The sequence below is a fragment of the Shouchella tritolerans genome (assembly GCF_025770735.1).
Lineage (GTDB): Bacteria > Bacillota > Bacilli > Bacillales > Bacillaceae_D > Shouchella > Shouchella tritolerans.
In genome coordinates this window covers 113,442-129,505 of record NZ_JAODPB010000008.1, presented here as the reverse complement: position 1 = coordinate 129,505, position 16,064 = coordinate 113,442, and the positions used below count along the sequence as shown (strand labels likewise).

General features: G+C 45.5%; 15 protein-coding genes. 6 read left to right on the top strand and 9 right to left on the bottom strand.

From position 1 onward, the window contains the following. Window positions 1-60 precede the first annotated feature (60 nt). Entirely contained in the window at window positions 61-963 is a 903-nt protein-coding gene (locus N6H06_RS20230; RefSeq protein ID WP_263707822.1) for a TIGR01777 family oxidoreductase, read from the top strand. Window positions 964-995: 32 nt separating this feature from the next. Here N6H06_RS20230 and N6H06_RS20225 read toward each other — a convergent pair whose 3' ends face one another. The 3 genes from N6H06_RS20225 to rlmD all read right to left on the bottom strand — a co-directional run bounded on the left by N6H06_RS20225 (window position 996) and on the right by rlmD (window position 3,983). Next, window positions 996-1,292, bottom strand: a complete 297-nt coding sequence (locus tag N6H06_RS20225) for a hypothetical protein (protein WP_062749963.1) — start codon at window positions 1,290-1,292, stop codon at window positions 996-998. A 123-nt stretch (window positions 1,293-1,415) separates the two neighbouring features. Next, on the bottom strand, window positions 1,416-2,453 hold the full coding sequence (locus tag N6H06_RS20220; protein ID WP_062749964.1) for a S66 family peptidase: 1,038 nt from the start codon (window positions 2,451-2,453) through the stop codon (window positions 1,416-1,418). A 114-nt stretch (window positions 2,454-2,567) separates the two neighbouring features. After that, on the bottom strand, window positions 2,568-3,983 hold the full coding sequence (gene rlmD / locus N6H06_RS20215) for a 23S rRNA (uracil(1939)-C(5))-methyltransferase RlmD (protein ID WP_263707821.1): 1,416 nt from the start codon (window positions 3,981-3,983) through the stop codon (window positions 2,568-2,570). Window positions 3,984-4,146: 163 nt separating this feature from the next. Here rlmD and N6H06_RS20210 point away from each other — a divergent pair, with 163 nt between their 5' ends. Beyond that, window positions 4,147-4,509 carry a hypothetical protein gene (locus N6H06_RS20210; protein WP_011246150.1) on the top strand — a complete coding sequence of 121 codons (363 nt, stop codon included), beginning with the start codon at window positions 4,147-4,149 and terminating at the stop codon, window positions 4,507-4,509. A gap of 549 nt (window positions 4,510-5,058) precedes the next feature. On the opposite strand, the gene N6H06_RS20205 is transcribed toward N6H06_RS20210, so the two are convergent. The 5 genes from N6H06_RS20205 to N6H06_RS20185 are packed head-to-tail and all read right to left on the bottom strand — an operon-like array spanning window position 5,059 to window position 10,528. Continuing rightward, window positions 5,059-6,123 (bottom strand): ABC transporter ATP-binding protein, encoded by a 1,065-nt coding sequence (locus N6H06_RS20205; protein WP_263707820.1) that lies wholly within the window; start codon window positions 6,121-6,123, stop codon window positions 5,059-5,061. Further along, a complete protein-coding gene (locus N6H06_RS20200) occupies window positions 6,120-7,835 on the bottom strand; it encodes an ABC transporter permease (RefSeq protein ID WP_263707819.1) in 1,716 nt (571 codons plus the stop codon). Before N6H06_RS20200 ends, N6H06_RS20205 begins: the two co-directional genes overlap by 4 nt. Window positions 7,836-7,867: 32 nt before the next feature. After that, complete coding sequence (locus N6H06_RS20195) at window positions 7,868-8,944, bottom strand: ABC transporter substrate-binding protein (RefSeq protein WP_404830369.1); 1,077 nt, start codon at window positions 8,942-8,944, stop codon at window positions 7,868-7,870. Then, a complete protein-coding gene (gene surE, locus N6H06_RS20190) occupies window positions 8,941-9,741 on the bottom strand; it encodes a 5'/3'-nucleotidase SurE (protein WP_062750017.1) in 801 nt (266 codons plus the stop codon). Before surE ends, N6H06_RS20195 begins: the two co-directional genes overlap by 4 nt. Further along, entirely contained in the window at window positions 9,716-10,528 is an 813-nt protein-coding gene (locus tag N6H06_RS20185) for a sugar phosphate isomerase/epimerase family protein (RefSeq protein WP_263707818.1), read from the bottom strand. The genes surE and N6H06_RS20185 overlap by 26 nt, the downstream gene beginning before the upstream one ends. Before the next feature lie 399 nt (window positions 10,529-10,927). Between N6H06_RS20185 and N6H06_RS20180 the strand changes: the two genes are divergently transcribed. Further along, complete coding sequence (locus N6H06_RS20180; protein WP_213029347.1) at window positions 10,928-11,347, top strand: Rrf2 family transcriptional regulator; 420 nt, start codon at window positions 10,928-10,930, stop codon at window positions 11,345-11,347. Window positions 11,348-11,413: 66 nt separating this feature from the next. Further along, on the top strand, window positions 11,414-12,310 hold the full coding sequence (locus N6H06_RS20175; RefSeq protein WP_263707817.1) for an NAD(P)/FAD-dependent oxidoreductase: 897 nt from the start codon (window positions 11,414-11,416) through the stop codon (window positions 12,308-12,310). A 128-nt stretch (window positions 12,311-12,438) separates the two neighbouring features. On the opposite strand, the gene pdaA is transcribed toward N6H06_RS20175, so the two are convergent. After that, window positions 12,439-13,218, bottom strand: coding sequence for a delta-lactam-biosynthetic de-N-acetylase (gene pdaA, locus N6H06_RS20170; RefSeq protein ID WP_263707816.1), 780 nt, complete (start codon window positions 13,216-13,218; stop codon window positions 12,439-12,441). A gap of 140 nt (window positions 13,219-13,358) precedes the next feature. Here pdaA and N6H06_RS20165 point away from each other — a divergent pair, with 140 nt between their 5' ends. Further along, window positions 13,359-14,180, top strand: a complete 822-nt coding sequence (locus N6H06_RS20165) for a DUF368 domain-containing protein (protein ID WP_062750021.1) — start codon at window positions 13,359-13,361, stop codon at window positions 14,178-14,180. Between the two features lie 425 nt (window positions 14,181-14,605). Continuing rightward, the gene (locus N6H06_RS20160; RefSeq protein WP_213029350.1) at window positions 14,606-15,973 is read left to right on the top strand and encodes a hemolysin family protein; all 1,368 of its coding nucleotides are present in this window, start codon (window positions 14,606-14,608) and stop codon (window positions 15,971-15,973) included. Window positions 15,974-16,064: the final 91 nt, after the last annotated feature.

Below are 16,064 nucleotides of genomic sequence, written 5' to 3'. Positions count from 1 at the left end.
ACAGCATAAGCGGGTATCGTGTAGAACAAGTTCCATCCAAAACGAAAAAGGGGATATGCTATGAAAATCGCTATAGCCGGTGGTACAGGGTTTATTGGTTCTAAACTAGCCAAGCGCCTTTATGATCAAGGCCATGATATTTACATTTTAACGCGGAACGCCAAGAATAAGCAAAACAAAAAACGCCTGACATTCGTGGAATGGCTGAATCCAGCGGCCTCGCCACTCGAGCAGCTTGAGGGGACAGAAGCATTTGTCAATCTTGCTGGCGAGCCGCTAATGGGCAGGTGGACAAAAAGCAAAAAAGCTCAGATTGTCGCTAGCAGGCTTGAGGCTACGAACGAAGTAGTGGCGCTCATCAGCAAGATGGATCAAAAACCGAGCGTGCTTATTCAAGCATCTGCTATCGGCTATTATGGCCATTCAGACTCCATTACATTTACGGAAGCAGACGGACCAGTTAACAACAACTTTCTAACTGAAGTAGCGAGAAAATGGGAAAATGCTGCTGTTCTAGCTGAAGCCCATGGGGTCCGTACCGTGTTAACCCGGATTGGCATTGTTCTTGATAAACGGGAAGGCGCATTAGCCAAAATGATCATTCCATACAAACTTTATGCAGGCGGCAAAGTCGGTTCTGGCAGGCAATGGATGTCATGGATCCACATTGATGATGCCGTCGGTTTAATGGCTTTTGCTATCCAAACGAAATCGATAAAAGGCCCGCTCAATGTAACAGCGCCCCATCCAGTGCGCATGCAGCACCTCAACCGTTCAGTCGCCAACGTTTTAGGAAGGCCTTACTGGCTGCCAGCTCCCGCTTTCGCCATTAAAGTTGCCCTCGGGGAAATGAGCACATTGGTGCTAGATGGCACATACGCTTACCCAAAAAAGGCAGTCATGCATGACTACCCTTTTATGTATACCAATATTGACGCTGCGCTCAAACAAGTGCTAATGTAAAAAAGCTTAGGTGTATGTGAACCTAAGCTTTTTTAATGGACGAGCACTTGTTCAAAATAAATGTTTTTTTCATCAATTCCGATCTTGCGCAAAAACTCTTCAGCTTCTTTAAGCGTATCAAGCGGGTATTGCGTTTCGCAAAGCAGGGTGGCTCTGCGCAGGCTTTCCTGAAATTGCTTATTCAACGCCAAATCCCGCTTTACATTATACATGGCATTTAATACGCGCTCATCCCGTTCAAAACTGACGAACCCTTCTGTTTGGTTAAAATAGACAATGAGTGGCACATGCGTATGTGGATGAATGATGTGCGTTTTGTATAAGTTCAAGCGTGAAGCCCCCCTTGTTGGTGCACAGGCCACCTTTCTTCTTTATCGTATGGAAAACAAGCGCTTGCGGTCAACTATGAACGCCTAGTTTTGCGTCTTTTTTTAGCCGTAGCTTTTTTAGTGCTACCGTACTCCCGGCTCCAAAATCGCAAACGTCCCATTGCTTGCATTGATTTCCGCAAGTGCCCCATAGGGCAGCAAACATTTCGGCTCATTATGGCCGAAACTAGCATTGTATAGGACAGGCAACTGTCCGCAATTAAATTCAGCTAGCACTTTTTTGATTACTTGTTTATATTCTTTATAAAACTGGCCATTTTGAGGTTTGGCAAACAGAATGCCGTTTATCCGTTCTAAAATCCCACATACCCCGTATTGGCGAAGCCCGTCTTCAAGGAGCCACTCAGGCGCGTGTACTTCGGACGTTTCTAGAAACAAAATTGCTCCATCAAATTGCGAATGAGCGGGAAACAACGGCGTGCCTTTTAGAAATTCTAGCACTTCAAAACAACCACCGATTAATCGCCCTTGCACGACTCCCTCCCCTTGTACAACTTCATAATCACAGTTAGGCTTGTATGTACGCCGCTTTTCTTTGTTGGCAACCGCCCATTCAAGCCATTCCCCTGTCCACTCGGGAGCGACTGGGATATGGCCAACTGGGGTGCCAGAGAACAATACCGTTTCAATCCATTTGACTGTGTAAGGATGCATCCCACCATTCTCTGCAAAGTCATTGAGCACAGAAACGCCATAAAAGCTAGAAAGCCCGGCTTTCAGGCAAATAAGATGAGCAACTGTGCTATCCGAATAGCCTGTAAAGATTTTCGGGTTTGCGCGAATCCGTTCAAAATCTATGTAAGGCAGCATACGAATGCTATCATTGCCGCCAATGCAGGAAATAATGGCTTTAATGGACGGATCGGCAAAAGCAGCCATGAAATCTGCCGCTCGCTTTTCTGGGTGGCGATATATGTCGTCAGGAGGGCTTAACGTATGGGGCATCTCTACCACCTCAAGACCAAACACTTCCTCAATCCGCCGCTTCCCTTGTTCATAACGCCAACGAATCGCCTCGTCTCCAGCTCCTCCCCAACTAAGGCTCACAGTTGCGACTTTATCCCCTTTTTGCAGTCTAGCAGGCTGTAAAAGTTTAAGCACGCCATTCCCTCCCTTTTTCGATTGGCCCTCTTTTCATTTTCCTATTGGAAGCAAACAATATTTTAAAAGATCGAAAAGCAGCTTGGTGCTTTTCGATCTTTTAGGAAGCCTTTTTTATTTGAGAATCAGCTCAGTCACACTTTCCACCTGTGCGGTCCACGGGAACATATCGACAGGCTGGATGGATTGAATCGCATAGCCGCCAGCTTCAATAAGATGCTGTACGTCTTTAGCAAGAGTAGATGGATTGCATGAGACGTAGACAATTCGTTTCGGCTTCGCTTTTAGCATACTTTTTAATAATTGGCGGTCACAGCCGCTGCGTGGAGGGTCTACCAAAATAACATCTGGTTTAAATCCTTGCTTTAGCCACAACGGCAGCCATTTTTCTGCAGGACCGACTTCATATACAGCAGCGATTCCATGCTTTTTGGCATTGCTGCGTGCATTTTCAATCGCTTCTTCGGTAATATCCATGCCACGGACTTCTTCGGCTTGATCGCCAAGCCATTGGCCAATTGTACCGACACCGCAATAGGCGTCAACGAGCTTTTCTTTTCCCGTTAAATGGGCTGCCTTTTTCGCTTCATTGTACAATTTAACCGTTTGGCTCGGGTTTAATTGGAAAAAGGCCCGTGCCGATAGGTCAAAGCTGTATTCTCCAAGACGCTCATGGATCGTCTTTTCTCCGTACAAATGAACCATTTTCTCGCCGAATATAAGCGACGTTTTCTCATGGTTCACGTTTTGCATCACTGACGTCACTTCAGGCAGTTTTTCCCGCACTTGTTTAATAAGCAGCTCTTTTTTCGGGAGTGCTTCGGTTCTTGTAATAAACACAAGTTGGATTTGCTTTGTTTCAAAGCCAATTCGAGTCACAATCGTCCGAATGTCACCGCTATGCGTTTTCTCATCATAAATAGGAATTTGCAAATCTCCGAGCAGCTGCTTAACGATTTGTGCCACCCGGTTCAGCTTCTTATGCTGCACCATGCAAGCGGACAAATCAATTAAATCATGGCTATTTTCCCGATACAGCCCTGCTGCCACTCTGCCGTCTTTCTGTTTGCGCGTTTGCAACTGGCTTTTATTGCGGTAATACCAAGGGTTGTCCATGCCTATCGTATGGTTTAGCGGCAGCTTTGACTCTGGCACATTGGTGTAGCGGACAAACGCTTGGCGCACGATGTCCTTCTTGCCTTCCAATGTCGCCCCATAATTCATATGTTGCAGTTGGCAGCCGCCGCACTCTTCATAGATGGGGCACGGCGCTTTAACACGGTCATCTGATCGCTTGCGGATTTTCTTTATTTTCGCTTCTGAAAAAGAGCGCCCTGCCTTTGTCACTTCAGCGACAACTTCTTCCCCTGGCAAGGCGCCTTTTACAAAGACAACATGGCGTTTATAATACCCAACGCCTTCTCCATTAATGCCTATACGCTTGATCGTCAACGGAAACTTTTGCCCTTTGACTACAGACACGCCTTGGCTTGATCGAGAAGACGTTTTTTGTTTATTGTTCGTTTTCATCGTCTCACTCCTGTTAGTGGAGGCGGTCGCACTTTTGTTGATTGCCAACTCGCTTCTTTATCTAGTATAACAAAATCGACAGCTTTCCTAAACTTTCTAATCCATCTTGCCTGCAGTTCTGTTAGAATGGAGAAGGAATTTTGCATAAAGAGGGGTGAGTGGGTTGTCTATACCTACCGATATCGCATCGCTAAAAATAATGGCCCATGTATACAAGAAAAAGGATGTTTACTCCATATTCGCCAAAACAGTGGAAAGCTTAGTCGACACCGTTCCATATATTGATTGGGTCGGCATTTATATGTATGAAAATCTCGACCATAAGCTTGTTGCTGCCTCATGCTTTGAAAATGATTTGCGCTGGGAATGCAACGGCGAATTAAAATTTCCTGTTAAAAATGCAAACAGTACGGAAATCGGCGTCATGGTTGTGCGCACGAAAGAAGCGATCGCCTTCGATGTGACAGATGTGGCAACGCTTGAAACGATTGCAAGTGCCATTGGCCATGAATATAGCCTAAATTAACGAAGAGACTGTCCCTATAGCCTCTAAATAAAAAGGGAACTGCCCTAGAAAAATACAATCGGCAGTTTCCTTTACGGGACATGCTTGTGATCACTCCTTATGCCCTCTTTTAGTCAGTACTCCTCTTGCCATGATTGCTGTGATACGGATCTAGATACTCAAGCATTCTCTTTCAAATGTAGCTACAGCCTAAGCAAAGACTGTTTTTTTCATTGAACGATCGCCCGTTAAGTTTACTGGTCGTAGGGATTGGTATAAAAACAATGGATGGATTGAAATAACGAAATGAGATATTTACGCTTTTTACTGTACTTCCTTATTGCAACGACGATGTTCTATTTTGTAAGTAGATATGTTGCCAATCAGGAAAGTGGTTCTTTTGAATTTATTGTAGGAAATTTCATCCGTGGTCTCATTATTGTTGTAACGGGTTATTTAGTAGCCGTCAAGATGTTTTTGAAAAAGAAATGAAAGGAATCAAGCCTGGCTTTGGAGCTAGGCTTGATTCCTTCCTATCAGCTTCCTTGCTTAGATGCGCTGGTACACGCGTTACCCAATTTGTGCTTTGCGCGGTACTGGCGTTTCTTGCTTTTGCAAACAGACTGTATCGCCTATCCGATAACGCTCATTTAGTGAGCCGTAAACCGTTACCGTTTCCTCTCCTAATTGAACAGCATATTGGATCTCCCTTCCTTGATAAAGCACATTCGCTATTGTTGCTTTAATCCCTCGTTGCTCATCGTTGATTCGCCATTGGTCAGGGCGAACTGGATACGTTTGCTGTTGTTTAAACGCAGCAGCAATGTCTGTTCCGTCCCAACGTAATGTAGGGTCAGCGTCAGGATGAAAATGGTTGCCATTCCATTTTCCAGATAGAATTGTCGCTTTGCCGACAAATGTCGCGACATACGTGGTTTTGGGATAAAGGAAAATATCTTCTGGCGTCCCTACTTGTTCAATGTTCCCTTCCTTCATAATGACAATTCTGTCTGCCATCGCCAATGCTTCCCCTTGGTCATGTGTGACATAAACGACGGAACTGTTTGTATGCCGGTGCACATTCTGAATTTCGCGGCGCATCTCTTCCCGCAGCTCGGCATCCAAACTGCTAAGTGGTTCGTCCATAAGCAAAAGAGATGGCTGGTGGGCCATGGCCCGGGCGAGCGCTACCCGTTGTTTTTGTCCGCCAGACAGCTCATTTGGCATTCGTTTTCCTAAATGGCCAAGCCCTACAAGCTTTAAAACGTCAAGAGCCCGTTCTTTATAGTGCTTTTTCAGAGCAACAGGCGCATGGGGATGATGGCGCAACGGGAATTCCACCTGTTCCTGTACACTCATATGAGGCCATAATGCAAAAGATTGGAAGACCATGCCGATGTTCCGGCGTTCAGGTGGGATGACATGTTTTTTTGTGCTAACGCAAACCTCGTCCATGTAAATCTCCCCATTTGTTGGCCGTTCAAAACCGGCGATTAACCGAAGGAGTGTTGTTTTGCCGCAGCCTGACGGCCCAAGCACTGCCACAAATTCGCCAGCCTCAATCGACAAATCGATCGAGCGCAACGCTTCAAATGCGTCAAATGCTTTCCGTAAGCCTGTGATTTTCGTTGTCATACGTCCTTTATCCTCCTGTCCCGAACATGCTGAAGCATATACATACTGACCATTACAAGCACGATGGCCGTGACAATGAGCATCGAAAAAGCGGTAGAATGAGTCGAGTACCCAGCTTGCTCAAAGTTAAAAATCATAAGCCCAATCGTTTCTGACCCACTCGACCATAGCAATGAGGAGACAGTCAGTTCCGTCAACGCCGTCAAAAACACAAGAAACGCGCCACTTAGAACTCCTGGCAGTAGCAGAGGCACTAATACGCGGCGCCACTTCGCCACTGGCCGCGCTCCGAATAAGCTAGCCGCCTCTTCCATCGACGGATCGACTTGGACCATCGCTGTATAGCTGCCCCTGACTTGCAACACCATAAACCGAGTGATATAGGCAATAAACAAAATCCCTATCGTTCCATACACGCCAGGATTCCAGCCAGGGATCGGCTCGAGCCACATAAAAATCATTGCCAGAGCAAGCACCATTCCTGGTAGTGCATACGGCAGGCCGACAAAAACTTCAAGCGACCGATTAAGTGCATTTGGGTGACGGGCACGCATATAGGCGAGTCCAGTGCCGACGAATAGGCAAATCGCCGTTGTGCCTGCTGCTAAAAGCAAGCTGTTGCCAATCGCGCCTTGGACACGATCATTCTCAAACAAAATAAAGCGGTAATGATCAAGCGTGAGATTGTCCCATGAAAACGGCAAGCCATATGCTTCGATCAAAGACGATTGCAACATGGACGCAATCGGAACAACCGTGATCATCAACAAAAATGCCCATATAGAGACTTCAACTGGCAGGCGTAGCCGCCCGAGTCGGTAGCGGGGCTCATGATCTTGCTGGATCGTTTCGGTTTGCTTCGCTTTGCGTACAAGCCACCATTGCGCAAATGTGCCAAGTAACGCAACAGCGGCCAAAATGACTGAGAGCGTTGCCGCCCGCGCAAAAGCAGACGGTCCAAATCCAACCACTTCTTGGTAAATAGCCGTACTGAGCACTGTAATTTGCGCCGGAATGCCGAGAAACGCCGGGATGCCAAAGTTGTCTAAATTGGCGATAAAGGCAAGGAGGCCACCGCCGGCAAGTCCCGGAAGCGCAAGAGGAAAGGTCACTTGTTTGAATACATGCCAACTGTTTGCCCCACTTGCCCGTGCAGCCCATTCCATTTCACGGGGAATTTTTCGCAGCACGCCTACTGTAAATAAGAAAACAAGTGGAAAATGGGACAAAGCAAGTGTAAAGATGATGCCTTCCATCGAATACATTTGCAACGGTTCGAGCGAGAATGGAAGGAGCTGAAGCAACGATGCCACCCACCCGTTGCTGCTCATAAGCTGTGTCCATGACAATGTCAAGATGTAGGACGGAATGATAAAAGGGACTAAAATCATCAGTTGCAATAATTTTTTTAAGCGAATGTCGCTATAGGCAACCAGCCAGGCAAAAATTAACCCTAACGCGAGCGCGAGCGTTGTCGCCCCCGCTACCATCACAACGGTATTGCGAAAAATCGTCCACGTCCTTGGTTCAGAAAAGATTTGCGTATAATGGGAAAATGTTAGCTGGCCCTCCTGAAAAAAACTAAGTAAAAACAGTCGGATAATCGGTAGCACAAACAAGCAAAAAATGAGCAGCGCAAGCACCCATGCCAGCAAGCGTCTCTTCTGAAAAAAGGCAAAGCGTTGATGAGCTCCATCTAGTTGTACGCCCACCCTATTCCCCCCCTGTCAATCATGTCGTTCATTTAATGGGTTCCAAAAATAGATTGAAATTGTTCTTTATCTTCTTCTCGCCCTTTCAACAAGTCGGCAAGGTCGGTTGATAACACATGTAGCTCGTCCCCTCCCTTGAGTCCAGCTGGTGCGTCCATCCCTTCACGGATCGGCGTGTAGCCAACGTCTTTGCCTAGCTGCTGCCCTGCTTCAGAGAGGACAAAATCGACAAATGCTTTCGCTGCTGCTTCATTTTTGCTGTTTTTCGTTATCGCAATCGGCTCTGTAATGACTGGCACGCCTTCTTCCGGATAAACAAAATCAATCGGAGACCCTTGTTCTTTCGCATTGGCTACTACAAAATCAACGACCATTCCATAAGAAGCCTCGCCGCCCGCTACTGCTTGGACAACACCGCCATTTCCTTGAACGACTGTTGTATCATTTTCATAAAGCGCCTCATAAAACGACCAGCCAAAATCGTCGTTTCGGCTAAATACACCTGCGTTGTATGCGGCCGCGCCTGAATAAAGGGGGCTTGGCATTGTCAGTTCCCCTTTGGCATTGTCTGCGGTTAAGTCGAACCAAGATGTTGGCGCCTCCTCTACTAAATCGGTGTTATAAGCGAGCACAGTCGCCATTAGCTTTGTGCCGATATACATATAGTCTTGATCAACAAAATCAGCAGGGATGTGGACAAGCTCCGGGGACTCGTATGGCAACAGCAAGTCCTTCTCTTTTAAGTTTTCGAACGTCACTGCATCCGCTAGCAAAAGCACGTCCGCTTGTACCGATCCTGCCTCCTCTTCCGCCAACAAGCGGCTGACAACTTCTTCTGTCCCAGAACGGAAAATCGTAACGTCGACATCAGGATGCTGTTCACGAAAGCCAGCGACGAGCGCCTCTGCATCAGCATCTGGCTGGGACGTGTAAAACGAAAGCGTTCCAGCAATTCCATCCGTTTCTTCCGCCTGTTCCGTTTCATTTGTTTCAGATGTCTCTGCCGCGGAGTTCACTTGCTCTTGGACGTTTTCTGCTCCGCATCCTGCCAAACTAACAGCACTAAAGACCAATAAAGCAAATGGAACCATTCGTTTTTTTTCTATCATTGGATGATACCTCCTGTATGTTCCTGTGGTTGCGCGAACAATCGTTCAATCCGTTGAATTTCTTTTTTGTTAACCCGTTTATGTTCAATGGGCGTAATCGTAATGTAGCCCTCGCGCAGCTTAGCGTAGTCGCTTTCCTCTGCTAATTCTTCTTCCTTTAGTTGGTTCAAGTGATCTTTTAGCCAGTAATACACGTTCCCGTGTGGGTCATTTAAGCCAACGTACCGGTAGCGTGTAACCGCCAAGTCCATCGGTACAACAGCAAAGCCTTTTACAAAGCTTTTTTGCAAATACGGCAAATTAATGTTTAAAAACAGGCCTGGCTTCCATTTTCGTTGGAACAACACTTCTAGCACGCCGTAAAATAGTTCTTTCGGATAGTGCAATTTGATTGGTTCGTCAAGCTTATTAATCGAAACGGCTACGGCAGGAACATGGTGGAGGACAGATTCAGCTGCGCCAGCCATTGTGCCAGAATAAAATAGATCACGGCCTAAGTTAGGGCCAATGTTCATGCCTGAAAAAACAAAATCCGGCTTCGCATCACACAATACTTCTAGCCCTAACTTAACGCAATCGGCTGTCGTCCCGTTCACCGCATAAGCGGGTACAGTCTGTCCAAAAATCGACACAGGCGTCGCCTTAATCGGCTGCCTGAGTGTAATCGAATGGCTAATCGCGCTCCGTTCTTGGTCAGGGCAAACAACCAATACATCGCCAAAATGCTGCAATGTCTCAATTAAAGCCTGTACGCCTGGCGCAAAAATACCGTCATCGTTGGTAACCAGAAATTTCATACAACCCCTCTTTCTGCTTTTGTCGAACGCCCTCCAAATAGTGAAGGTGACAGAGCAGCTTGCGATTTGATAAGGCATCCATGCCTTCAAGCACAACAGGTATGGTCACCTCTTCCAATAAAGCGAGAATCGGCCCCAGCTGAATGTCCCCTTCCCCAAGCGCCAAATGGTAAGCCGAACTGGAAGAGTCACTTAAATGAACTTTACTAATTTGCTTCGTTGCTAGGTACGCTTCAACCACATCCATGTGCAACGGAATATGGGCAACATCAAATGTTACTGAAAAACGTCCCTTGACTGCTTCAAGCAACGTATTCATTTCGTCTGGCGTTGTAATCAACTCTTTTCCTTTTGGCTCCATCAATTCTAGCGATAACAACACCCCATACTGCTCCGCTAATTCAATTAATGTCTCTGTAACAGCGATTTGTTGTTCTTGGTGCCATTCAAGCCATCCGCCATCTAAACTTAACCGCCCAGGATGGACAGTGACATTGCTTGCCCCTAGGTTTGCTGCTGTTTCAAAAGACCGCTCCAACTCCCCCAACGACTGCTCACGGATGGCTTTGTTAATCGATATTTGATTCAAATCCCAACTCGGGGCGTGAAACGTGTATGCGAGCGGCAAGCCCCGTTGAGCTCGTTTAATCTCCAAGACGCTCGTACTGTGCCAGTTCATCTGTTCTGCCCAAATCTCAGCCCCATAAAGCCCAAGTTTAGCAAATTCACCCAGCACTTCTGGAATTGGCTTGGACCAAAGAAGCGTGGTTGACGCATATACATTCATGTATAATTCTCCTTTTTATTCGTGTCCTTTCCTTTTTATCGCACCACTTTTTTCAAATACATGGGCAAGTCAATGATCCGCTCCACCCCTTTCGGCCATTTATTTATAGTGTAGCAGCACGATTTCAAGAGAGATTTAAACAAAGCTATTCATTATCTAAACCTTTTGTAAAGAATCCTGCGTTTGAACAGGAATAACGGAAAACCTTGTACATGGGATTTCCTTTCGATTCCCTTCGATACATTGCGCAAAATTGTAAACATTCTGTTGCGATTTAATCAAACATTCATATTAGTAGCCCCTGCAAGCATGCTTGTTGCATTCAAAATCAATATGGCGTATAGTTAATTACGGACTCAATAGATCTGGAATAATGGCAAAATTGGAGGAACTGTAGCGATGAAATATTCAAAGGCAACGAACTATGCATTGCATACAATGGCTTTTTTGATGCTATATGAAAAAAGCGAAGCGATTGGCGTTGAACAGTTGGCAAAAATGCAAAATCTCTCGCCTACGTATCTTTCTAAAATTTTAACTAAGCTGGTTAAAGCCGGGTTAATTGAATCAACGCCTGGTGTAAAAGGCGGCTACCGCCTTTTAAAGCGCCAAAAAGAAACGTCTTTTCTTGATGTAATCCAAGCAATTGAAGGTCAAACGAGCTTGTTTCATTGTTCGCTCGACCACAAAGAGCTCCCACGCAATCATGGTTGCTTGATTGAGCAAGTCATGATGAACGCCGAGGCAAAAATGAAAGCGGATCTCGATGCGACTTACATTGCCGACATCGCTAGACAGATGAAAGAAAAAAGGGCCTAGCCTCCTTTTTTGTTCTAATTCTAGATATAAAGAGTCTCTAATATATACAATAAAGGAGCCAAAGCCATGTTTGATTGCATCATTATAGGAGGAGGCCCAGCTGGGCTAAACGCAGCACTTGTATTAGGCAGAGCGAAACGAAAGGTACTGCTATTGGATGAAAACAAACCACGGAATGCCGTCACCCATGCATCACATGGTTTTCTAACAAGAGACGGGATAGAACCGAGCGCGTTTAAAGAGGCAGCATACACCGATTTAAGGAAATATCCAAATATAGAGTGGGCATATGTACGGGTAAGCGGAATTACAAAAGAACAAGGCGGCTTTTCTGTTGACACCGAAAATAAGGAAACGTATCAAGCGCGGAAAATCTTGCTTGCCACAGGTTTAAAAGATCGATTGCCAGATATAGCGGGAATTGAGCCATTTTACGGCTCTAGCTTATTCCCATGTCCGTTTTGTGATGGCTGGGAACTACGCGATCGGCCTCTTGTTGTCATTTGTGAAGATAAGCGCGTGCTCCATTCAGGAAAACTTATCTGGAATTGGAGCAAAGACTTAGTCATTTGCACAAACGGCCAACGCTTTTTAACAGATGAGCAAAAAACTGCGTTTCTAGCCAACGGCATCAAGATTATTGAAGAAGAAATCGCCGCTCTCGAAGGTGAAGACGGCCAACTACAAAACATTCGCTTTACCGATGGCAAAGAAATCAAAAGAGAAGGCGGCTTTGTGGCTGTCGATTTGCAGCAAGCCGCATCCTTTGGGGAAGCACTTGGCTGCACATACAACGAGCAAGGCGGCATCAAAACCGATACGTTTGGCAGAGCCAGTGTCGAAGGCGTTTACGCCAGTGGCGACACTACCTTTAACGGGCCACAGCAACTGATTTTAGCGGCGGCAGAAGGCAGCAAAGTTGGGGCAGGCATCGTAATGGATTTGGTCGATGAAGAGTTTTAATGAGCGGGAAAGGTTCTTTCTGTCTGGAAAGGAGAGTTACCGGGCTAGGATGATGCAATAGAACAAAAAAACCCTTATCAAGGGTTTTTTTGTTGCTTTTTTACAGTTCCCGTTACTTCGGAAATCGCCTAAGGCATAGGAGAATGGAGCGACAATTCGTCAAGACTGCGGAATGTATAGCCTTGGCGCCGGCATTCATCAATGATATCAGGCAATGCTTCCGCATTATCCGGCGATACGGCGTGGATTAACATAATCGCGCCAGGGTGGATTCGTTTCATCACTTGGTCATAGGCATACTTTCCACCCTTTTGTTTATCGACTTCCCAGTCTTTATACGCAAGGGACCAAAATACATTCGTATAGCCAAGCTCCTTTGATTTCATGAGCGTGCGCTCACTAAATTCCCCTCTTGGCGGCCGTAAATAGCGCATCTCCGTCTCGCCTGTTATTTCGGTAAACAATGTTTTCACGTCATCGAGTTCAGCCGCTAGCTTGGCATCGCTTGTTTGTGGCAAACTCGGATGGTGGTATGAGTGGTTGCCGACAATGTGTCCTTCCGCCACCATTCGTTTCACAAGCTCCGGCGCCGTTTTCAAATAATGGCCTGTCACAAAAAAAGCGCCAGTGACCTGTTTTTCTTTTAAAACGTCAAGGACTTTTTCGGTATAACCGTTCTCATACCCGTTGTCAAACGTTAAATATAAAGACTTGCTGTCTCGATCACCGATAAAGTAACCATCAGCTTGCTCTAGCAGCTTTTTGTACAATGGTTCTGTATCTGCTGGCGTATGGGCTGGAGCCGGTTTGTAACTCCAATTGTATGTTTTGTTTTCGTAACTGAGAGCAAATGAAGTTTGCCCGATGATCAAGGAAAGCAAAAGCAATAGACAAAATGCTTTTTTCATACGTTTCTCCCTTTCATGCTGTTTATCCGTAGCTTCCGTCAGCAGAAAGGCTTTTATGCGTTCTTTTTTGTTGCATGTTTTAATAGGCTGTGGTTTCATTAGCATGATGCTGTTTTGCGATTCAACTAGGAGGATGCTAAATGTTTAACTGGAAAAATCTTTTTCGAGGTGCCGCTATGGGCATTACCGAACTTGTGCCAGGTGTGAGTTCGAGCACGATTGCCATGCTTTTGGGCTTTTATGAACAGCTGCTTCAAGCAATAAGCGACTTGACAACAGGCCATATAAAGCGTGCTTTCCGCTTTTTAATCCCGCTCGGCATTGGCATGGTAGCCGCCGTTGCTTTATTTGTGAAAATCATTGAATATTTGCTTCATGTACATAACCAGCCGATGATGTTTTTATTTGCAGGGCTCGTTCTTGGAATTTTGCCGTTTTTATGGCGCTCTGCCCATTCAGAACCAAATCATTCGTTTAAACCCCTCCATTATGTGTTGCTGGTTGGGGCGTTTGTGCTTATTGCTATGACCAGTTTTGTCAACGAATCAAACCAAGCAGTGATGGAAAACCTCTCACTGACAGACTATATTTATTTATTTTTTTCAGGTTGGCTAGCTAGCACAGCCCTCGTTTTACCTGGTATTAGCGGTTCGCTCGTTTTCTTGATTCTTGGCGTGTACCATACAGCTATTGCTGCCCTCTCATCCATTAATATCCCTGTTATTATTGCGATTGGGTGTGGCGTTGTCCTTGGACTCCTTGTAACAAGCCGGCTCGTCCGTTTCTTCCTTAACCATTACACACAAGCAACCTATGCGCTCATGATTGGGCTTGTTGCCGGCTCCCTTGTTGTCATTGTTCCAACTGAGCTGCCTGGAACGTTTCTCTATTGGCTTGTCTCGATTATGGCACTTTTGTTTGGCCTTGTAACAGCCTTAACATTTGGAAAAGCGGAGCGTTGACGAATGGAAAACGGCTCTGTTAATTAATCGACAAAAAGTGCCTATCCACTATGGACAAGGTACTTTTTTGAATTGTGCATCAATTTGTTTAAAATGTTTGACGTTCTCAATTAATTGCCCTAAAATGAAAGTAGTTCATGCGAGAGCGGGGTGATTCGATGGTGGAGAGTACAAAGTAGATAGAAAAACGGTATCGTGCGTACATGCCGTTTGGAACTTCTCGATTGCTTTCCAATCGGGTCGGGCTTCCGCTATTCTTGCGAAACCATCTACCATTTAAAAGTAATTGTGTACGCAGCTTGCCTTTCCATAGGTAAACCGTTTTTAAAGAATTGCGCGTTGCCCTCTGGTTCCAAACTAGGAAACGTTATTCCTAATTTTGAAGGACACACAGGAGGTGACTCCCTCTTATACGAGGGGAATATTTGGACATACAACAGGGATTAAGCTTACTTGCGGTCGCCATTCTTATTGCGTTAACCGCTTTCTTCGTAGCATCTGAATTTGCGATTGTAAAAATACGTAGCACACAGCTTGAACCGCACCTTGCTACAGGCAAAAAATCGGCGATATACGCTAAAAAAGTGACTTCGAACTTGGATGAATACCTTTCTGCCTGTCAGCTTGGAATTACGATTACTGCACTAGGGATCGGCCGCCTTGCAGAGCCGACTTTCGAACAAATGCTTCACCCTTTCTTTGAAGAGGTGGTGCCAGCTTCGGCAGTAACATCATTATCGATTGCGGTTTCATTTCTTTTTGCGACATTTTTGCATGTTGTCATTGGGGAATTGGCTCCGAAGACCATCGCTATCCAAAGAGCTGAGCAGGTTACGCTTCTTTTTGCGCGGCCGCTTGTATGGTTTTACCGTATGCTTTTCCCATTAATTTGGAGTTTGAATGGCTCTGCCCGCCTTCTAATAAAAATGTTAGGCTTTAAGCCAATGTCAGAACATGAAGTGACGCATACAGAAGAAGAGCTGCGCCTCATCATTTCTGACAGTTACAAAGGCGGCGAAATCAACCAATCCGAGTTTAAATACGTAAGCAAAATTTTTGACTTTGACGACCGGATTGCTAAAGAAATCATGGTTCCAAGGACGGAAATTTCTGCCATTTCGATTGAAGACTCGCTTGAAGACAACTTAGCGATTATGCGGGAAGAAAAGTTCACCCGCTATCCAGTTGTAAACGGCGATAAGGATCATATCCTCGGAATCGTAAATGTGCGGGAAGTTTTATCAGATATCGTCGCCCCTGATGTGACAGAAGAGATAAAGCTAGAAAATTATATTCGTCCAGTCATTAGCGTGATTGAATCCATTCCTGTTAATGACCTGCTTGTCGAAATGCAAAAAAAACAAACGCATATGGCGATTTTGTACGATGAATATGGGGGCACCGCAGGGCTTATTACAGCGGAAGACATCATCGAAGAGATTGTTGGTGAAATTCGCGATGAATTTGATGTGGAGGAAGATCCACTCATAAGCAAAATTGACGAGGATCATTATTTGCTTGACGGCAAAACGCTCATTTCAGAAGTCAACAAACTTTTAAATGTCGAGATTAGCGAAGAAGATGTTGACACGATTGGCGGCTGGCTCTTAACAGAGAAATACGACATTGCTGTCGGCGAAACGCTAACATTCGGGCCTTATGTGTTTACGGTTAAAGCTTTTGACGGGCGTCAAATTAAACGAATCGAAGTCTTAAAAAAGGATGAAGAAAACCGTTTAAAGAAGGACGAAGAAACCCGTTTGGATACCCCGTATGAAGCGTCTGGCTCCTAATAAATCTATCAATCTAATAGAAATGGCTTGTTGCGAGAAGTGAAAGTGCAGTCGTATATGAATTGACGAGCTAAGTTTCGTGCTTTCGAAC

Coding starts and splice junctions, on each gene's coding strand:
- N6H06_RS20230 (WP_263707822.1), top strand. CDS start 61: ATGAAAATCGCTATAGCCGGTGGTACAGGGTTTATTGGTTCTAAACTA.
- rlmD (WP_263707821.1), bottom strand. CDS start 3,983: ATGAAAACGAACAATAAACAAAAAACGTCTTCTCGATCAAGCCAAGGC.
- N6H06_RS20205 (WP_263707820.1), bottom strand. CDS start 6,123: ATGACAACGAAAATCACAGGCTTACGGAAAGCATTTGACGCATTTGAA.
- N6H06_RS20195 (WP_404830369.1), bottom strand. CDS start 8,944: ATGATAGAAAAAAAACGAATGGTTCCATTTGCTTTATTGGTCTTTAGT.
- surE (WP_062750017.1), bottom strand. CDS start 9,741: ATGAAATTTCTGGTTACCAACGATGACGGTATTTTTGCGCCAGGCGTA.
- N6H06_RS20185 (WP_263707818.1), bottom strand. CDS start 10,528: ATGAATGTATATGCGTCAACCACGCTTCTTTGGTCCAAGCCAATTCCA.
- N6H06_RS20180 (WP_213029347.1), top strand. CDS start 10,928: ATGAAATATTCAAAGGCAACGAACTATGCATTGCATACAATGGCTTTT.
- N6H06_RS20175 (WP_263707817.1), top strand. CDS start 11,414: ATGTTTGATTGCATCATTATAGGAGGAGGCCCAGCTGGGCTAAACGCA.
- pdaA (WP_263707816.1), bottom strand. CDS start 13,218: ATGAAAAAAGCATTTTGTCTATTGCTTTTGCTTTCCTTGATCATCGGG.
- N6H06_RS20165 (WP_062750021.1), top strand. CDS start 13,359: ATGTTTAACTGGAAAAATCTTTTTCGAGGTGCCGCTATGGGCATTACC.